The 14238-nt window shown below is 72.7% G+C and carries 10 protein-coding genes; 5 read left to right on the top strand and 5 right to left on the bottom strand.

All coding sequences use genetic code 11. The annotated features are described in order from the left end of the window. Positions 1–68: 68 nt before the first annotated feature. Both SFY69_05040 and SFY69_05035 read right to left on the bottom strand, forming a co-directional pair. A complete protein-coding gene (locus SFY69_05040) occupies positions 69–1208 on the bottom strand; it encodes a pyridoxal phosphate-dependent aminotransferase family protein (protein MDX2131399.1) in 1140 nt (379 codons plus the stop codon). A 35-nt stretch (positions 1209–1243) separates the two neighbouring features. Next, a complete protein-coding gene (locus tag SFY69_05035; protein ID MDX2131398.1) occupies positions 1244–2248 on the bottom strand; it encodes a dihydrodipicolinate reductase in 1005 nt (334 codons plus the stop codon). A 72-nt stretch (positions 2249–2320) separates the two neighbouring features. On the opposite strand from SFY69_05035, the gene SFY69_05030 reads away from it, so the two are divergent. From SFY69_05030 to SFY69_05020, 3 genes are all read left to right on the top strand, one after another. Next, positions 2321–3082: a prepilin-type N-terminal cleavage/methylation domain-containing protein gene (locus SFY69_05030; protein ID MDX2131397.1), complete on the top strand. Its 762-nt coding sequence runs from the start codon at positions 2321–2323 to the stop codon at positions 3080–3082. Between the two features lie 40 nt (positions 3083–3122). Continuing rightward, entirely contained in the window at positions 3123–3950 is an 828-nt protein-coding gene (gene panB, locus SFY69_05025; protein MDX2131396.1) for a 3-methyl-2-oxobutanoate hydroxymethyltransferase, read from the top strand. A 142-nt stretch (positions 3951–4092) separates the two neighbouring features. After that, on the top strand, positions 4093–5472 hold the full coding sequence (locus tag SFY69_05020; protein ID MDX2131395.1) for a trypsin-like peptidase domain-containing protein: 1380 nt from the start codon (positions 4093–4095) through the stop codon (positions 5470–5472). A 104-nt stretch (positions 5473–5576) separates the two neighbouring features. Here SFY69_05020 and SFY69_05015 read toward each other — a convergent pair whose 3' ends face one another. Genes SFY69_05015 through priA form a run of 3 tightly spaced genes read right to left on the bottom strand, consistent with a single transcriptional unit; the run spans position 5577 to position 10295 of the window. Next, complete coding sequence (locus SFY69_05015) at positions 5577–6440, bottom strand: YdjY domain-containing protein (GenBank protein ID MDX2131394.1); 864 nt, start codon at positions 6438–6440, stop codon at positions 5577–5579. Further along, positions 6437–7900: a UDP-N-acetylmuramoyl-L-alanine--D-glutamate ligase gene (gene murD / locus SFY69_05010; protein ID MDX2131393.1), complete on the bottom strand. Its 1464-nt coding sequence runs from the start codon at positions 7898–7900 to the stop codon at positions 6437–6439. Before murD ends, SFY69_05015 begins: the two co-directional genes overlap by 4 nt. A 4-nt stretch (positions 7901–7904) precedes the next feature. Next, entirely contained in the window at positions 7905–10295 is a 2391-nt protein-coding gene (gene priA / locus SFY69_05005; protein MDX2131392.1) for a primosomal protein N', read from the bottom strand. Positions 10296–10316: 21 nt separating this feature from the next. Between priA and carA the strand changes: the two genes are divergently transcribed. Both carA and SFY69_04995 read left to right on the top strand, forming a co-directional pair. Next, complete coding sequence (carA, locus tag SFY69_05000) at positions 10317–11555, top strand: glutamine-hydrolyzing carbamoyl-phosphate synthase small subunit (GenBank protein ID MDX2131391.1); 1239 nt, start codon at positions 10317–10319, stop codon at positions 11553–11555. 525 nt (positions 11556–12080) lie between these two features. Then, positions 12081–14078 (top strand): hypothetical protein, encoded by a 1998-nt coding sequence (locus SFY69_04995; GenBank protein MDX2131390.1) that lies wholly within the window; start codon positions 12081–12083, stop codon positions 14076–14078. The last annotated feature ends 160 nt before the right edge of the window (positions 14079–14238 follow it).

Genomic DNA, 14238 nt, shown 5'->3' with positions numbered 1-14238 from the left:
GCCCGCGAACCTTCTCCGCGGGGAAGGGGATTATCCCGGGGTGTCCGCCGGGGACGAGTCCAGGTGCGTTAAGACTTCGGTAACGCGAGGGCGTCGGGCGTGGCGGCGAGCGACAGCCTGGAAACCTGGGCAAGCCCGCCGAGAAGTTGGTCAATCTGGGAAGGCTGGTGCGCCGCCGACACCGTGAGGCGGAAGAACCGCTCCGCCGGCCCGCCGGGGTACTCGATGCACGGGGCGTACAGGCCCAGGCGGACCAGATCGGCGGCCATGTCGTTCATCCGTTCAGCCGGATCGAGCGTGAACGTAAAGATCGGGACGTCGTCGCTGCGGTGGCAGAGCCCCAGGTCGCGCAGCCCGTCGCGGAGGTGGTCGGTGTTGCGCCGCAAGGAGGCGAGCAGCGCGGGGTCGTTCTGCACCAGCGCGACCGCGGCGCGGGCGGCGCACGCCAGCGGCGGGGGTACGGGCGTCGAGCGACGGTAGACATCGGCGTACTCGCGGACGGCGTCGACGACCGTGCGGGGGCCGATGATGGCACCGCCGTAGCAGCCCACGCCCTTGGCGAGCGTGGTGGTGATGACGATGCGGGGGTCGCGCAGGCCGTAGTGCTCGACGGTGCCCGAGCCGCGTTCGCCCAGGACGCACACGCCGTGACAGTCGTCGACGACGAGCGTGGCGCGCTGCGGGGGGAGGGCGGCGAGGAGATCCGGGAGCGGGGCGATGGCGCCGTCGGCGGCGAAGACACCGTCGGTGAGGATCGCGACGCCCTGGTCGGCGAACATGGCGGCGAGCGAGGCGGCGGCGTCGGCGTTGAGGTGCTCGTACTCGAAGACCTGCATGCCCGCGGCGGTGGCGGCGCTGCGGAGGCTGCGGTGGGCGCGGGCGTCCATGAGCGCGACGCCGTGCGTGCGGGCGAGGGCCTGGGCGAGCGCGATGTTGGCGGTGTAGCCCTCGGCGGCGAGGATGGCGCTCTGCTGGCCCATCCAGCGGGCGAGATCGCGCTCGAGGTCGTCGTGGGCCTGGGTGTTGCCGGTGGTCTCGCGCGAGGCGGTGGTGGAGATGCCGTAGCGGGCGGCGCCGTCGGTGAGGGCCGCGATGACCTGGGGGTGGTGCGAGAGCCCGAGGTAGTTGCACCCGCCGAAGGCGATGAGGTCGCGCCCGTCGACGGTGATGGTGGTGGGTCCGGCGGTGGTGACGTGCAGACGGGCCATGGCGGTCCTCCTCCCTGAGGATCGGTCCGGCTTGTTCAGGAGATTGAGAGGCGGGGCAGGTGGGCGGGCATCGGGATGGTGGCCATGGTGTGCAGGCCCGGCGGGGAGGCGAGCAGGCTGGGCAGCGCGTTCAGGGTGATCGCGCTGGTGGCGATGTCGCCGTGGACGCCCCCGGGGATCGTGACGTGGATCTCCGGCTCGCCGTGGATGCGGATGCTGTCGTGCGGGTCGGGCTGGCCGATGGCGGCCTGGAACTCCAGGTGCAGAATCTCGCGCTCGTCGGCATACGCGCGGGCCGTCTGCCGGACGCCCGCGCAGCGTCCCTTGGGGATGGGTCCCAGCGCGCAGACGAGGTCGCGCGTGGCGTGCACGGGCTGGATGTCCTCTTCCCAGCGCTCGATGCGCAGGCCCGTGTAGTGCGCGATGAAGTGCATGCTCTCGCCCAGGCCCACGTGGCGCAGCACGCCCTCGCGCACGCGCGCGGCGAACTGGGCGTCGTCGAGCCCGGCGCCGATCTTCTGCTGAAACGGGACGCGCCGCGACGAGGCGTCCTGCACGCGGTGGCAGGTGATGGAGCGGACCGAGCGGCTGACGCCGGTCATGAACGTCGGGAGCGCGTCCATGAGGAACCCGGGGTTCACGCCGGTGCCGAGGATGCGTCCGCCGGTGCGCCGGGCGAGGTCCTGGAGTTCCTCGGCGAGGGCGACGTGGCGGAGCCAGGGGTAGACGAGTTCCTCGCAGGTGCTGACCACGGCGACGCCGCGGGCGAGGAGTTCTCGGAACGTGTCCATGCACGAGGGCAGATCGGAGCGGGTGGTGACGATGGCGGCGTCAAGACGGTTCCAGTCGTCGAAGGCCTCGAGGTCCGGGAGGACGTGGAGGCGGTGGTCGGCGCGGGGGACGACGTCGGCGAGCGACTTTCCCCGCAAGGCCGGGGCGGAATCGACAACGCCGATGACCTGGCCAAGCCCGCGCTCGTGGAGATCTTCGAGGATCCGCTGCCCGAGGGGACCGACGCCGACATGGAGTATTCGTCTCATTCGTGCGGAGCGTAGCGTGCGGCGCTGTCCGGCGGGCGGGTGCGTGGTATTCTGGCGGCGCGGGAGGTCTCCATGCGTCGCGCGGGGTTCACGCTGATCGAACTGCTGGTGGTGATCGCGATCATCGCGCTGCTCATCGGGATCCTGCTGCCCAGCCTGGGCAAGGCCCGCGAGGCGGGGCGGTTCGTCGTGTGCCGCTCGAACATCCGCCAGGTGGGGCTGTCGTTCTGGACGTACGCGGCGGACTACAAGGTGATCCCCGGCGCGTACTGGCAGGGGCCGATCAACCTGGACTGGTGCGGGCGGAACAACCAGCGGTACAACGCCCAGCCCACGAACTGGACGCACCCGGTGCAGACGTCGGTGCTGTACCCGTACATGAGTTCGCAGGACCAGACGTTCGTGTGCCCGACGGGGCGCCGGGCGAACCAGTGGTACGACTACACGATGCCGATCCGGTTCGCGGGCGCGCGGGTCGACATCGACTGGAAGGTGAGTTACCCCGAGTCGCCCATGAACACGCTCTCGCCCCGCAAGTACTTCCCGGGCATCCCGATTCTCATCGAAGAGGACGAGTGGTGGTACAACGTGGCGAACGATGACGGGAGTTTCGCCAACAACGATCAGTTCTCGCGCCGGCACACGCGGCAGGGGAACATCGCGTACCTCGACGGGTCGGTGGGGGCGTTCGAGTCTCCGACCGGCGGGCGGAACAACCTGGAAGAGCCCAACGACCTTCGGGCGAACCACCTGCGCGTGCACGTGCGCAGCCAGATGTTCCCGATCGGCAGTTCGAGCGCCGCGGAGTGGGGCTGGCTGAACCGCCCCCGGTAGGATGCGCGGGGGGCGTGCTGACGGGGCCATAGGATCGGGCGTGAGCACCCGCCCCCCGGTGACGATCCGCACCATCCGCACGCTCGCGCGCGAAGGCCGCCCGTTCGCGTGCCTCACGTGCTACGACGCGACGACCGCGCGGTGGCTGGACCGTGCGGGCGTGCACGTGCTGCTGGTGGGCGATACGGCGGCGGAGATGGTGCTGGGCTTTGACCGGACGATCCACATGCCGCTGGACGTGCTGATCGCGCTGACGGCGGGGGTGAAGCGCGGGGCGGGTTCGGCGATGGTGATGGCGGACATGCCGTTCATGAGTTACCAGGCGTCGGCGGACGACGCGCTGCGGAACGCGGGGCGGTTCATGGTCGAGGGCCTGGCGGACGTGGTGAAGATCGAGGCGGACGAGTCGTTCGCGCCGCTGGTGTCGCGGATGGCGCGGGCGGGCGTGCCGGTGTGTGCGCACGTGGGAAGCCGCCCGCAGTCGGCGGGGCTGAGCGGCGGGTACGCGGCGGCGGGCCGGACGCCGGCGGAGGCGGACCGCGTGGTGCACGATGCGATCGCGCTGGAGCAGGCGGGCGCGGTGATGCTGCTGATCGAAGCGGTGCCCGCCGACGTGACGCGCCGGGTGATGGAGGCGACGACCGCGCCGTTGATCGGGATCGGGGCGGGCCCGGCCTGCCACGGGCAGGTGCTGGTGCTGCAGGACCTGCTGGGGATGACGGACCGCCCGCCCCCGTTCGCCGAGCCGGTGGCGCAGTTGGGCCCGATGATCCAGGCGGCTGGTGAGGCGTGGGTGAAGCGCGTGGAGACGCGGACGGTGCAATCGAACGGGGCGGGAATCCGTTCGGCCCCCGTGGCGAAGCCCTGAGTGCTGGCCGTCCGCGCCCAAGCGGGGGCGGGAAACGGTCGATCTTGGCGGGGCGGGCGGGCGCGGGCGATCCGATGCGCCGTGCGCGGCGTACGTGGAAGGGGCTGAGCCGCCGGTGGAGCGGGCGGAGCGGGGACGGCGCATGCGACGGATCGTTTCGTTCGGGCCGGCGTTCGTGGTGCTCGCATCGAGCGCGGTGGTGCTGTTCGCGGTGCCCGGCGCGATCCACGCGATCTCGTCGGCGCAGACGCGGGCCCGCGTGACCCTGGCGCGCGAGACGCTGGATACCGACGACATCCTGGAGCGGGTGAACGCGGCGGTGCGCGAGGTGGCGGCGGCGGTCGAGCCCAGCGTGGTGCACATCCAGGTCGCGGGCGCCGAGGGGCGGTTCCGCAGCACGTCGGGCTCGGGCTGGGTGTACGACGAGAATGGGCACGTGGTGACGAACGCGCACGTGGTGGCCGGCGCTACGAGCATGCAGGTGCAGTTCTTCGACGGGCGGGTGTCGCGCGCGACGCTGGTGGGAACGGACGCGCCCAGCGACATCGCGGTGCTGCGCGTGGAGCAGGGGCCGCACCTGATTCCGATCCGCCGCGCGACGGGCGATCGGGTGATGAAGGGCGAGCGGGTGTTCGCGTTCGGGTCGCCATTCGGGTTCAAGTTCTCGATGTCGGAGGGCGTGGTGTCGGCGCTGGGGCGGTCGGCGCGGACGGCGATGGGGTTTGCGGGGCTGTCGAACTTCATCCAGACGGACGCGGCGGTGAACCCGGGGAACTCGGGCGGGCCGCTGGTGGATGTGCGTGGGCGGCTGGTGGGGATGAACGTGGCGATCGCGACGGCGGCGGAAAGCCGCGGGAGCACGGAGGGGCAGAGCGCGGGGATCTCGTTCGCGATCCCGCTGGCGATGATCGAGTCGCGCGTGCCGCAGTTGATCGCGGGCGGGCCGGTGCTGTCGGGGTTCCTGGGCATCTCGTTCCCGAACGACGCGTACGACGCGGGGGTGTCGGGAGTGCCGGTGACGGACGTGACGCCCGGCGGGCCGGCGGCGCGCGCGGGCGTGCAGGTGGGCGATGTCATCGTGCGGATCAACGGGTCGCCGGTGGTGGGGTCCGAGTCGCTGCGCGGGGAGATCTCGTCCTTGAGCCCCGGGCAGGTCGCGGCGCTGGAGGTGCGGCGCGACGACGAGGTCGTTGAGATCAAGGTGACGCTGGGCGAGTTCCCGCGCCGGGCACGCGCGGCGGAGTATCAGCGCGAACTCGCGAGCGGGTTCGGGCTGGTGCTGCGCGACGTGAGCGAGGGCGCGGTGGTGTGGGAAGTGGCGCCCGGCATGGGTGCGCAGGGCGCCGGGCTGGAGCGCGGCATGATCGTGCGGTCGGTCGCGGGCAAGCCCGTGAAGGACGCCGACGAAGCGGCGACCGAACTGCTGTCGCAGGGGTTGCTCGCGGGCCGGCCCGTGCGGGTCCAGATCGTCGACGCCGAGGGCGTGCAGAAGACGATCACGCTGCGCGAGTCTGACGAGTAACGCCAGGACGAGTAAGCGACGCGGGGCGGGCGCGCGGGTTGGCAAACGCGCCGAAGAGCGGGCCGCGCCGTGGTCGATCGCGGCGGGGCGAACTGCGTTTCGCGTTAGTCCGCCGGGGTGATGCGCACGCGCACGGGCGAGCCGAAGGGAGGCAGGCGGGCGGGATCGGCGATCCACGCGGGGTCTTCGACGGCGGTGTCGTGGTGGTGCATCGCCGTCCAGGCGATGGTCTCGCCCCCGAAGGTCGTGAGGCCGACGATGCAGCCTTCGGCATCGGCGCGGTACACGCTGTCGCCCGCGCGCGTGATCATCTGCGAGCCCGCGAAGACCAGCCCGTGCCCCGCGTCGTGCGATACGAGCGACTCGCCGGTGCGTGCGCTGACGGCCCACGACGCCAGGGGCTCGGCGACATCGCGCCCGTCTCGCGCAACGTGCACCTCGACGCGCACGCGCGGGCCCGTGGGCGGGATGGCCCGGATGGTGTCGCCGGTCCAGTCCCAGCGCCCGGGCGCGCCGGGCTGCAGCCCGACGAGCAGCAACGCCGCGTGCACGTGCGAGGGGCGGGCGCGGGTCATGACGAGCGACTCGTGCTCCTTGGTGTCGGCGGTGCAGGCGAGCGCTTCGAGGAAGATGCGGGGCGTCTGCGGGTTGTGCGGGTCGATGGGCACGACGCCGTCGAACTCGACCTCACGCCGGGCGATGTGCACGCGGACGTGCGGGAAGACCTCGCGCCACGCGGCGTCATCTGCGGCGGGCGCGGGTGGCGCGGGTGGCGCAGCGGCGGGCGGGGCCGGTGTGTCGGGCGCGGGCGGTGTGTCGGGCGTGGCGGGCGAGGCGGGGGAAGGCGTGTGCGCGCGGGCCTCCGCGTCGCGGCGCGGGGGCTCGCGCCGTGTGGCCGAGCGGCACGCGGGCAACGACGCGCCGACAGCCAACGCAACGAGCACGGCGAGGCGCGCGGGGCGCATCATGGAGCGATCTCCCGCGCGAGGCGTGCGAAGTGCTCGCCCCGCGCTTCGTAGTTGGTGAACTGGTCCCACGACGCGCACGCCGGGCTGAGGAGCACGATGTCGCCCGGGCGGGCGCGGGCGCGGGCCGCGAGGATCGCCCGGTCGAGCGTGGCGCACTCGATGGCCCGCCCGGCGCCGGCGGCGGCGATCGCCCGTCCGGTCGCGCCGATCGCGTACAGCCCCGCGAGCGACGGCGCGAGCGCGCCGACGGGCGCGAGGTCCGAGCCCTTGTCGTACCCGCCCGCGATCAGGTGCACGCGCGAGGTGTCGGGGAACGCGCGGACCGCGAGCAGGGCGGCCTCGGGCGTGGTCGCCTTGCTGTCGTTGTAGTAGCGCACGCCGGCGTGCTCGGCGACGAACTGCAGGCGGTGGGGGAGGCCCGGGAAGGTCGCCAGCGAGCCCGCCGCGGCGCGGGCGGCGTCGTCGAACGCGGGCTCGCCCGGGGCCGCGTGCGCACCCGCGACGGCCAACGCCACGGCGTACGACGCGACCACCGCGTTCAGCCGGTTGTGCGCGCCCGGCACCATGAGCGACGGCGGGCGCAGCGACGGGTGCGCGTCGGGCCAGTTGTCGGGGCGGGCGTCTTGGCGGGCGTCGGGCGGGTCGATCACGTGCAGCGGCGCGGGTGTTGGCCCCAGAGAAGCCGCGAGGTCTCGCCCCACGACGACGCCCGCGTCGCCCGCCCGCTGCTGGCGGAAGATGGCCAGCTTGCTGTCGCGGTAGTGCTCGAACGACCCGTGCCAATCGAGGTGGTTGGGCGCGAGGTTCGTGAGCACGCCGATGCCGGGCGACCAGGCGCGGGCGCCTTCGCCCAGCCAGTGCAGCATGAACGACGAGAGTTCGAGCACGACGCGATCGGTCGGCGCCACGTGCGCCAGGCTCTGCAGCAGCGATCCCCCGATGTTGCCCGCGAGGTGCGTGCGAACGCCCGCGGCATTCAGCGCGTGCGCGATCATCGCGCTCGTCGTGCTCTTGCCCGCCGAGCCCGTCACGCCGATGACGCGATCACGCCTCAGACGCTCGACGAGCAGGCCGACCTCGGTGGTGATCGGCACGCCCGCGGCCTGGGCGGCCCGTAGGAACCGGTTGTCCCAGGGGTGGGGCACCGCCGGGTTCGCGATGACCAGGTCGCACGTGGTGAAGTCGCGCTCGTCGTGCGCGCCCAGGCGGAGCGTGACGACGCCGCGCTCGACGAGCGGCGCGAGCGAGGCGAGCGGCGTCGCCAGGGCGTCGGCGGGCTCGAGATCGGTGACGTGCACGTGCGCCCCGCGCGAGGCGAGGAACGTCGCGACGCCCAGCCCGCCCCCGAAGCGTCCCAGGCCCATCACCGTCACGCGCTTGCCGGGCAGGGCGCCGTCGCTGGTCGGCGATGCCGGCGTTGGGGCGGTGGACGCGTGGGGCGCGGGGGCGGGGTCGGGCACGCGTTCAGAGTAGTGCCGCGGGGTCGACATCGACCTGCGTGCGGCTGTCGGCGTGCAGGAGGCCCGCGGCCCTCGCGCCGGCGAGGGCCCGCTGGATGGGCCCGGCACGCGGCGCGAGCAGCTCGACCGCGATCCGGTGCTCGCCCGCGATGCGCGCGATGACGCACGGCATGGGCCCGCGCACGCGGAGCGTGCCTTCGGCGAGGAACCGGTCGGCGAGCGCCTGGGCGGCCTCGCGCGCGCGGGCGGGGTTCTCGTCGCGGCAGATGACGCGCGCGAGGCGCGCAAAGGGCGGGAGGTCGGTGCGTTCGCGCGCCGCGAGCTCGAGCGCCGCGAACGACTCGAAGTCGTGGCGCGAGGCGAGGACGATCGCGGGTTCGTCGGGGCGCAGGGTCTGGACGATGACGAGGCCCGGGGCGACGCCGCGCCCGGCGCGCCCCGCGACCTGGCTCACGAGCTGGAAGGTGCGCTCGGCGGCGCGGAAGTCGGGCGTGGAGATGGAGGTGTCGGCGTCGATGACGCCGACGAGGCGGACGTTGGGGAAGTCGAGCCCCTTGGCGATCATCTGGGTGCCCAGCAGCACGCGGGCCTCGCCGCGCTCGAACGCACCCAGCGCCCGCGCGTAGTCGGCGGCGGAGCGGACCTCGTCGGAATCGAGCCGCAGCAGCGTCGCGCCGACCTCGAGCCCGAGCGAGGCGAACTTGCCGGCGAGTTCGTCCTCGGCGCGCTGCGTGCCCCAGCCGAAGAGCGACATCTTCGACGCGCACAGCGGGCAGACGGGCGGCACGCGCTGGGCCGCGTCGCAGTGGTGGCAGCGCACGATGCCCCCGCCGGGCGCGTCGCCGGTGCGGTGCACGACGAGCGACGCGTCGCAGTGGTCGCAGGCGAGCACGTGCCCGCAGGCGGTGTTTCGGCACCAGACGTAGCGCGCGAGCCCGCGCCGGTTGAGCAGCAGGATGGCTTGGCCGCCCGCGCGGAGCGTGCGTTCGAGGGCCGCCTCGAGCGTGGGTCCGAGCAGGTGGACGCGCCCGTCGTCGAGCCCCGCGGCGCGCCGTGCGCGGCGTTCCTGGGTCATGTCCACGATGTCGACCTGCGGGAGCGTGCCGCCCCCGACGCGCGCGGGCAGCGTCCACAGGCGGTACTTGCCGGTGCGGGCGTTGTGCCAGGATTCGAGCGCGGGCGTGGCCGAGCCGAGCACGATCGGGACGCCGGCCTGGTGGGCGCGCTGGACGGCGGCGTCGCGCGCGTGGTAGCGGGGCGCGCGGTCCTGCTTGTACGACGCGTCGTGCTCTTCGTCGACGACGATCATGCCGAGGTTGACGACGGGCGCGAACATCGCGGAGCGGGCGCCGACGACGACGCGTGCCGCGCCGGCGGCCGCCCGGAGCCAGGCGCGCCGGCGCTGCGCGGGCGTGAGGCCCGAGTGCAGCGCGGTGACGAGCGCGGGGCCGAAGCGGTCGGTGAACCGCGAGACGGTCTGGGGCGTGAGCGAGATCTCGGGGACGAGCACGATCGCGGCGCGCCCGGCGCGCAAAGTGCGCTCGATGAGCCGCAGGTAGACCTCGGTCTTGCCCGAGCCCGTCACGCCCCGCAGCAGGTGCACGCCGAAGCCGGGCGAGGCGGCGATCCCCTCGACGGCGGCGTGCTGCTCGGGGGTGAGTTCCGGCACGGGCGCGCGGGGCCGGGCGGGCGCGAGCGAGTCGGGGTCGGTGAGGTCGTCGGCGGTGCGGACATCGTCCCACAGGCGCAGGCGGCCCGCGCGCGCGAGCGAGTCGAGCGGCGCCCGCGACTTGACCTCGGCGAGCGCGATGGCGCGTGCGAGCGGCATGGGCCAGAGGTCGCGGGGCGCCCCGAGCAGGCGCTCCAGGGCGACCCGGGCCGTCGCGCGGAGCGCGGGGCGGGCGGGCGCGGCACGGGCGGGCGCGTCCGGCGGTGCACCGTCGGGGGCGTCGGGCTCGACGGGATCGATGTCCGGCGCGAGGTCGACGAGGGTCACGGTGCGGGCACGCCGCTCGACCTTGACGGCGGCGGGCATCATGCCGGCGAGGACGATGCCCAGCGGGCAGGCGTAGTACTCGGCGATCCACCGGGCGAGCGCGACCAGGTCGGGCGGCAGGCGGGCGTGCGTGCGCCGGGCGATGAGGCGGACGCGCGTCGGGGAGAGCGTGCCGAGGAGTTCGGGGCCCCCGACATCGACGACGATGCCCGCGACCCGCCGCACGCCGCGTCCGAGCGGAACCTCGACGCGCTCGCCGACGGACGGGGCGTCGGCGTCGAAGGCGTAGGTGAGGGTCGCGTCGTCGGTGTCGAAGGCGTGTTCGAGCGCGACGCGCGCGTACCCGGCCGGGGCGGCGTGCCGCGGGTCGTCACCTGTCGCGAATAACTCTTCGTGCACGCGCGCTACGCTCCCGCTTTGATGAACACACACGTCACGGTATCGTCCCCGGTCGCACGCCTGGCGCTCGCGGATGGGTCGGTCTATGTCGGTTCGCCGTTCGGGGCCCGCGGGCGGGGCGTCGAATCCGTCGGCGAGGTCGTGTTCAACACGGCCATGTGCGGCTACCAGGAGTCGCTCACCGACCCGTCGTATTCCGGGCAGATCCTCGTGCAGACGTTCCCGATGATCGGGAACTACGGCGTGAACAGCGAGGATGTGGAATCGCGCGGCGTGCAGGTCGCGGGGTTTGTCGTGCGAGAACTCGCCGCGACGCACTCGAACTACCGGGCCTCGGAGTCGCTGGACGCGTACCTGGCGCGCCACGGCGTGTTGGGCATCACGGGGATCGACACCCGGGCGCTCACCCGCCGGCTGCGCGGGGGCGGGGCGATGGCCGGCGTGCTGACGGACCGCCAGGACCGGACGGACGCGGAGCTGGTTGAGGCGGCGCGCCGTGCGCCGTCGATGGCGGGGCAGAATCTCGTGCCGCGGGTGGGGTGCACGAGCGGGCGGACCTGGAGCCAGACGCTGGGCGACTGGGCGCCGGCGGCGACGCCGGCGGCGAGCGCGTTCGGCCGCGGTTCATCCGAGCCGGGCAAGGGCTCGTTCCGCGTGCTGACGCTCGACTGCGGCGCGAAGGCGAACATCCTGCGGAACCTGGCGTCGCGCGGGTGCGAGGTGCTGGTGGTGCCGCACGACACGCCGGCGGCGGAGATCGTCCGCAAGTACCGCGCGGGGGAGATCGACGGGGTGTTCATCTCGAACGGCCCGGGCGACCCGGCGGCGGTCGAGGCGACGATCGCGACGCTGCGCGACCTGCTGCACGAGCCGGCGGCGCAGGCGGTCCCGATGTTCGGGATCTGCCTCGGGCACCAGTTGCTCGCGCTCGCGGCGGGCGGCACGACCTACAAGCTCAAGTTCGGGCATCGCGGGGCGAATCAGCCGATCTTGAACACGCGGTCCGGGCGTGTGGAGATCACCAGCCAGAACCACGGGTTCGCGGTGGATACGCGGTCGATCGAGGCGGCGGGCGGCGAGGTGACGCACGTGCACCTGAACGACCAGACGCTGGCGGGGTTCCGGCTGAAGGACCGCCCGGTGTTCAGCGTGCAGTACCACCCGGAGGCGTCGCCCGGGCCGCACGACTCGGGGTACTTGTTCGACGAGTTCGTGCGGTCCATGGCGGAACGGCGTGCGGGGAAGCCGGTCCGGTTATAGGACGCCGGGCGCGAGGGCGATGCGGCGGGTAGCGCGGCCGCGGGCGAAAGCGTGCAAGATGTTTGGGCGGAACGCGTTGAGGCGATCGGTGCCGCGGCGGAAGAGCGGGCCGCGGAGCACCGAACGCGTACCTGACTTCAAGCGCGGAATGTCAGACCTTGGCAAAATTTCGCGGATGCGCGGGCGCATTCTGCTTGCGAAATCTGGGCGGAGAAGTAGATTGCGTGAAGATATCTCGGGGGTGGACCTTCGCGTGTGTGTGCGGGGTTCCGGCTTGGTTTCTGGTCCGAGTTGTGTGGGACAGGCGTCCAAGGAGCGAGAGTCCCAGAAAACGCCGAAGCGAAGGGGAGGGGTGGTCGAAAAGTACCCGCGAGAGGTCCCATGCCAAGTCCGGGGCCGGTCGCGGTGTGAGTCGAAGCGCAGTATCCCTCGAACGGAGCGAGGGTGAGGCCGGGGCGGCGTGGCTGCCTCGGTGGTTGGTGAGAACAGTCCCCCATGTGGGACACGACAAGAGGAGTTCATGCAATGCGGAAGAGTCTTCTGATCGCGTTGGCCGCCGGCACGCTGTGCCCCGCGGCCCTGGCTCAGGTGAGCGAGAGCACCACGCCGGCGCCGTTCGGCGGTCACGTGGTGATCAACCAGGACGGCGCCCCGCCGTTCGGCGACCGGGCCATCGGCGTGGTGTATGACAACGGCAGCAACGTGTTCGGCGGCGGCGGGCAGCTCGTGGTGCTCGGCACGACGAACGCGCTGGACGACGTGAACCTGGCTCCCGGCCCCTGGGCCGGGCTGACCGGGCGCGCGATCACCAGCATCAACTGGTTCGTGCAGACCTCGGGCACCGCGTGCGGCAACGGGAGCGGCACTGGCCCCGTGAACCCGTTCGACGTGGTGATGGACTTCTACACGGCGGCGGACTTCACCGCCCCGAACATGCTGACGCCCGCGACCCCGTTCGGGACGGTTCGCATCCCGATCGCGGCTGGCGGCCTGGACTGCGGGTTCATCTGGTCGGTGACCTCGGCGCTGACGGTTCCGCTGCCGGTTCCGGACGGGACGAACCAGATCTACATCCAGACCCGCTTCGTGCAGACGGGCACGAACACGCTGCTCCCCTTCGCCTCCGCGGGCACGGGCACGCAGTGGGCGTTCCCGGTGTGGGGTCTGGAGCCCACGACGCGCGTCGGCGCGAGCGTGTCGAGCTACGGGCGTGACATCAACGGCAACAGCGTGTTCGCCGGCGGCACCCCGATCATCACCGGCGCCGGCGCCGGCGCGCACGAGCACCGCGAGACGAACGCGGGCGCTCCGGTGCGCGGGCTGGTCATCCGCCTGTTCGGCGACATCCCCCCGCCGCCCCCGCCCACGGGCATCGACCTCGGCTGCGTGACCGACGGCACGACCGTCGTGAACAACGCCGGCGGCACGGGCGTCCAGTGGTACCAGGTCTGCGTCGCCCAGGGCGCCGAAGACGTCGCGCTGAAGTACTTCGACATCGACTCCGAGGGCTCGGGCTCGGACGTCGCCATCGGCCTGTACGGCGCTGACGGCAACCTGGCCGGCCAGAGCGGCTCGGACGACAACGACGGCTCGGGCAACAACGCCCAGCTGACGTTCGGCGTCGGTCGTCGCGCGGAAGTCGCCGACGGACTGCAGTACGACGGTCGCGACGGGCAGCTCGCCGCCGGCACGTACTACCTCGCCGTGGCGCCCACCGGCTCCTCGTTCGGCGCGAACGCCTTCGGCGTGAGCCCGGTCGGGACCAACGGCGCCTTCACCCTCAACATCCGCACCAACACCAACGGCGCGCCGGCCCCCGCCAGCGTGACCCCCCTGATCAACCACCAGGACTACGCGGCCTCGCCCCCCGGCGGCCCGATCGTCTACCCCGACTTCCGCCAGGGCACGGCGACCGATTCCGGCCTGCGCGGCGTGCTGTGGTCGCGGTTCGAGCTCACCGCCACCGCCGGCGCCGGTGACTCGTTCCTCGACATCGACTTCGCCCGTCTCTCGACTCCCATCGCCGATGGCGTCGCGTACATCTTCAACTCCAACGGCGACCTGGTCGCCTTCTCGGACGACGAGGGCGAGGCGGCCCTCCCGCAGTTCTCCTTCGGCGCCGGCAGCGGCCCGCGCACCTACCCGCCGGCCGTCAACACCTTCGAAGGCCTGAACGGCACCCTGCCCGCCGGCACCTACTACATGGCTTCGGCCCTCTTCGCGACCCAGGACCTCCAGCCCATCAACGACGGGCGCTTCCACGTCCGCGGGACCTCGGGCTCGAACCTGACCCTCGGCGCCGACATCTACACCGGCGGCACGCCCACCACCCCCTGTGACCCCGACGTCAACCAGGACGGCAACGTCGACCAGGACGACATCTCCTGCCTCGCGCAGGCGGTCGCCGGCGACCCCACCTGCCTGGGTGGCGGCGTCGACCCTGACTTCAACCGCGACGGCAACGTCGACCAGGACGACATCGCTGCGCTCGAGCAGGTCGTCGGTGGCGCCCCCTGCCCGTAAGTGGGCGGAACGCCAGAAAGTCGGCACAGGCCGGCTTGTAAGTACTGTGTGAACTCCGCGCCCCGGGGCCCTCAAAGCCCCGGGGCGTTTTCGTTGGTGGCGGGCGACATGGCGGCACGTGAGCGTTGACGCGCGCCAAGACACGCGCGCAGCGAGGTTC

It is taken from the genome of Planctomycetota bacterium (assembly GCA_033763975.1).
Taxonomy (GTDB): Bacteria; Planctomycetota; Phycisphaerae; order Phycisphaerales; family UBA1924; genus RI-211.
Note: the sequence above shows the minus strand (reverse complement) of the source record. Positions and strands in the feature narration are given on the sequence as shown.

Bases quoted from the DNA above. Each gene is read 5' to 3' on its own strand.
- SFY69_05020 (MDX2131395.1), top strand. From the start codon at position 4,093: ATGCGACGGATCGTTTCGTTCGGGCCGGCGTTCGTGGTGCTCGCATCG.
- SFY69_05035 (MDX2131398.1), bottom strand. From the start codon at position 2,248: ATGAGACGAATACTCCATGTCGGCGTCGGTCCCCTCGGGCAGCGGATC.
- carA (MDX2131391.1), top strand. From the start codon at position 10,317: ATGAACACACACGTCACGGTATCGTCCCCGGTCGCACGCCTGGCGCTC.
- SFY69_05040 (MDX2131399.1), bottom strand. From the start codon at position 1,208: ATGGCCCGTCTGCACGTCACCACCGCCGGACCCACCACCATCACCGTC.
- SFY69_05030 (MDX2131397.1), top strand. From the start codon at position 2,321: ATGCGTCGCGCGGGGTTCACGCTGATCGAACTGCTGGTGGTGATCGCG.
- SFY69_05015 (MDX2131394.1), bottom strand. From the start codon at position 6,440: ATGATGCGCCCCGCGCGCCTCGCCGTGCTCGTTGCGTTGGCTGTCGGC.
- SFY69_04995 (MDX2131390.1), top strand. From the start codon at position 12,081: ATGCGGAAGAGTCTTCTGATCGCGTTGGCCGCCGGCACGCTGTGCCCC.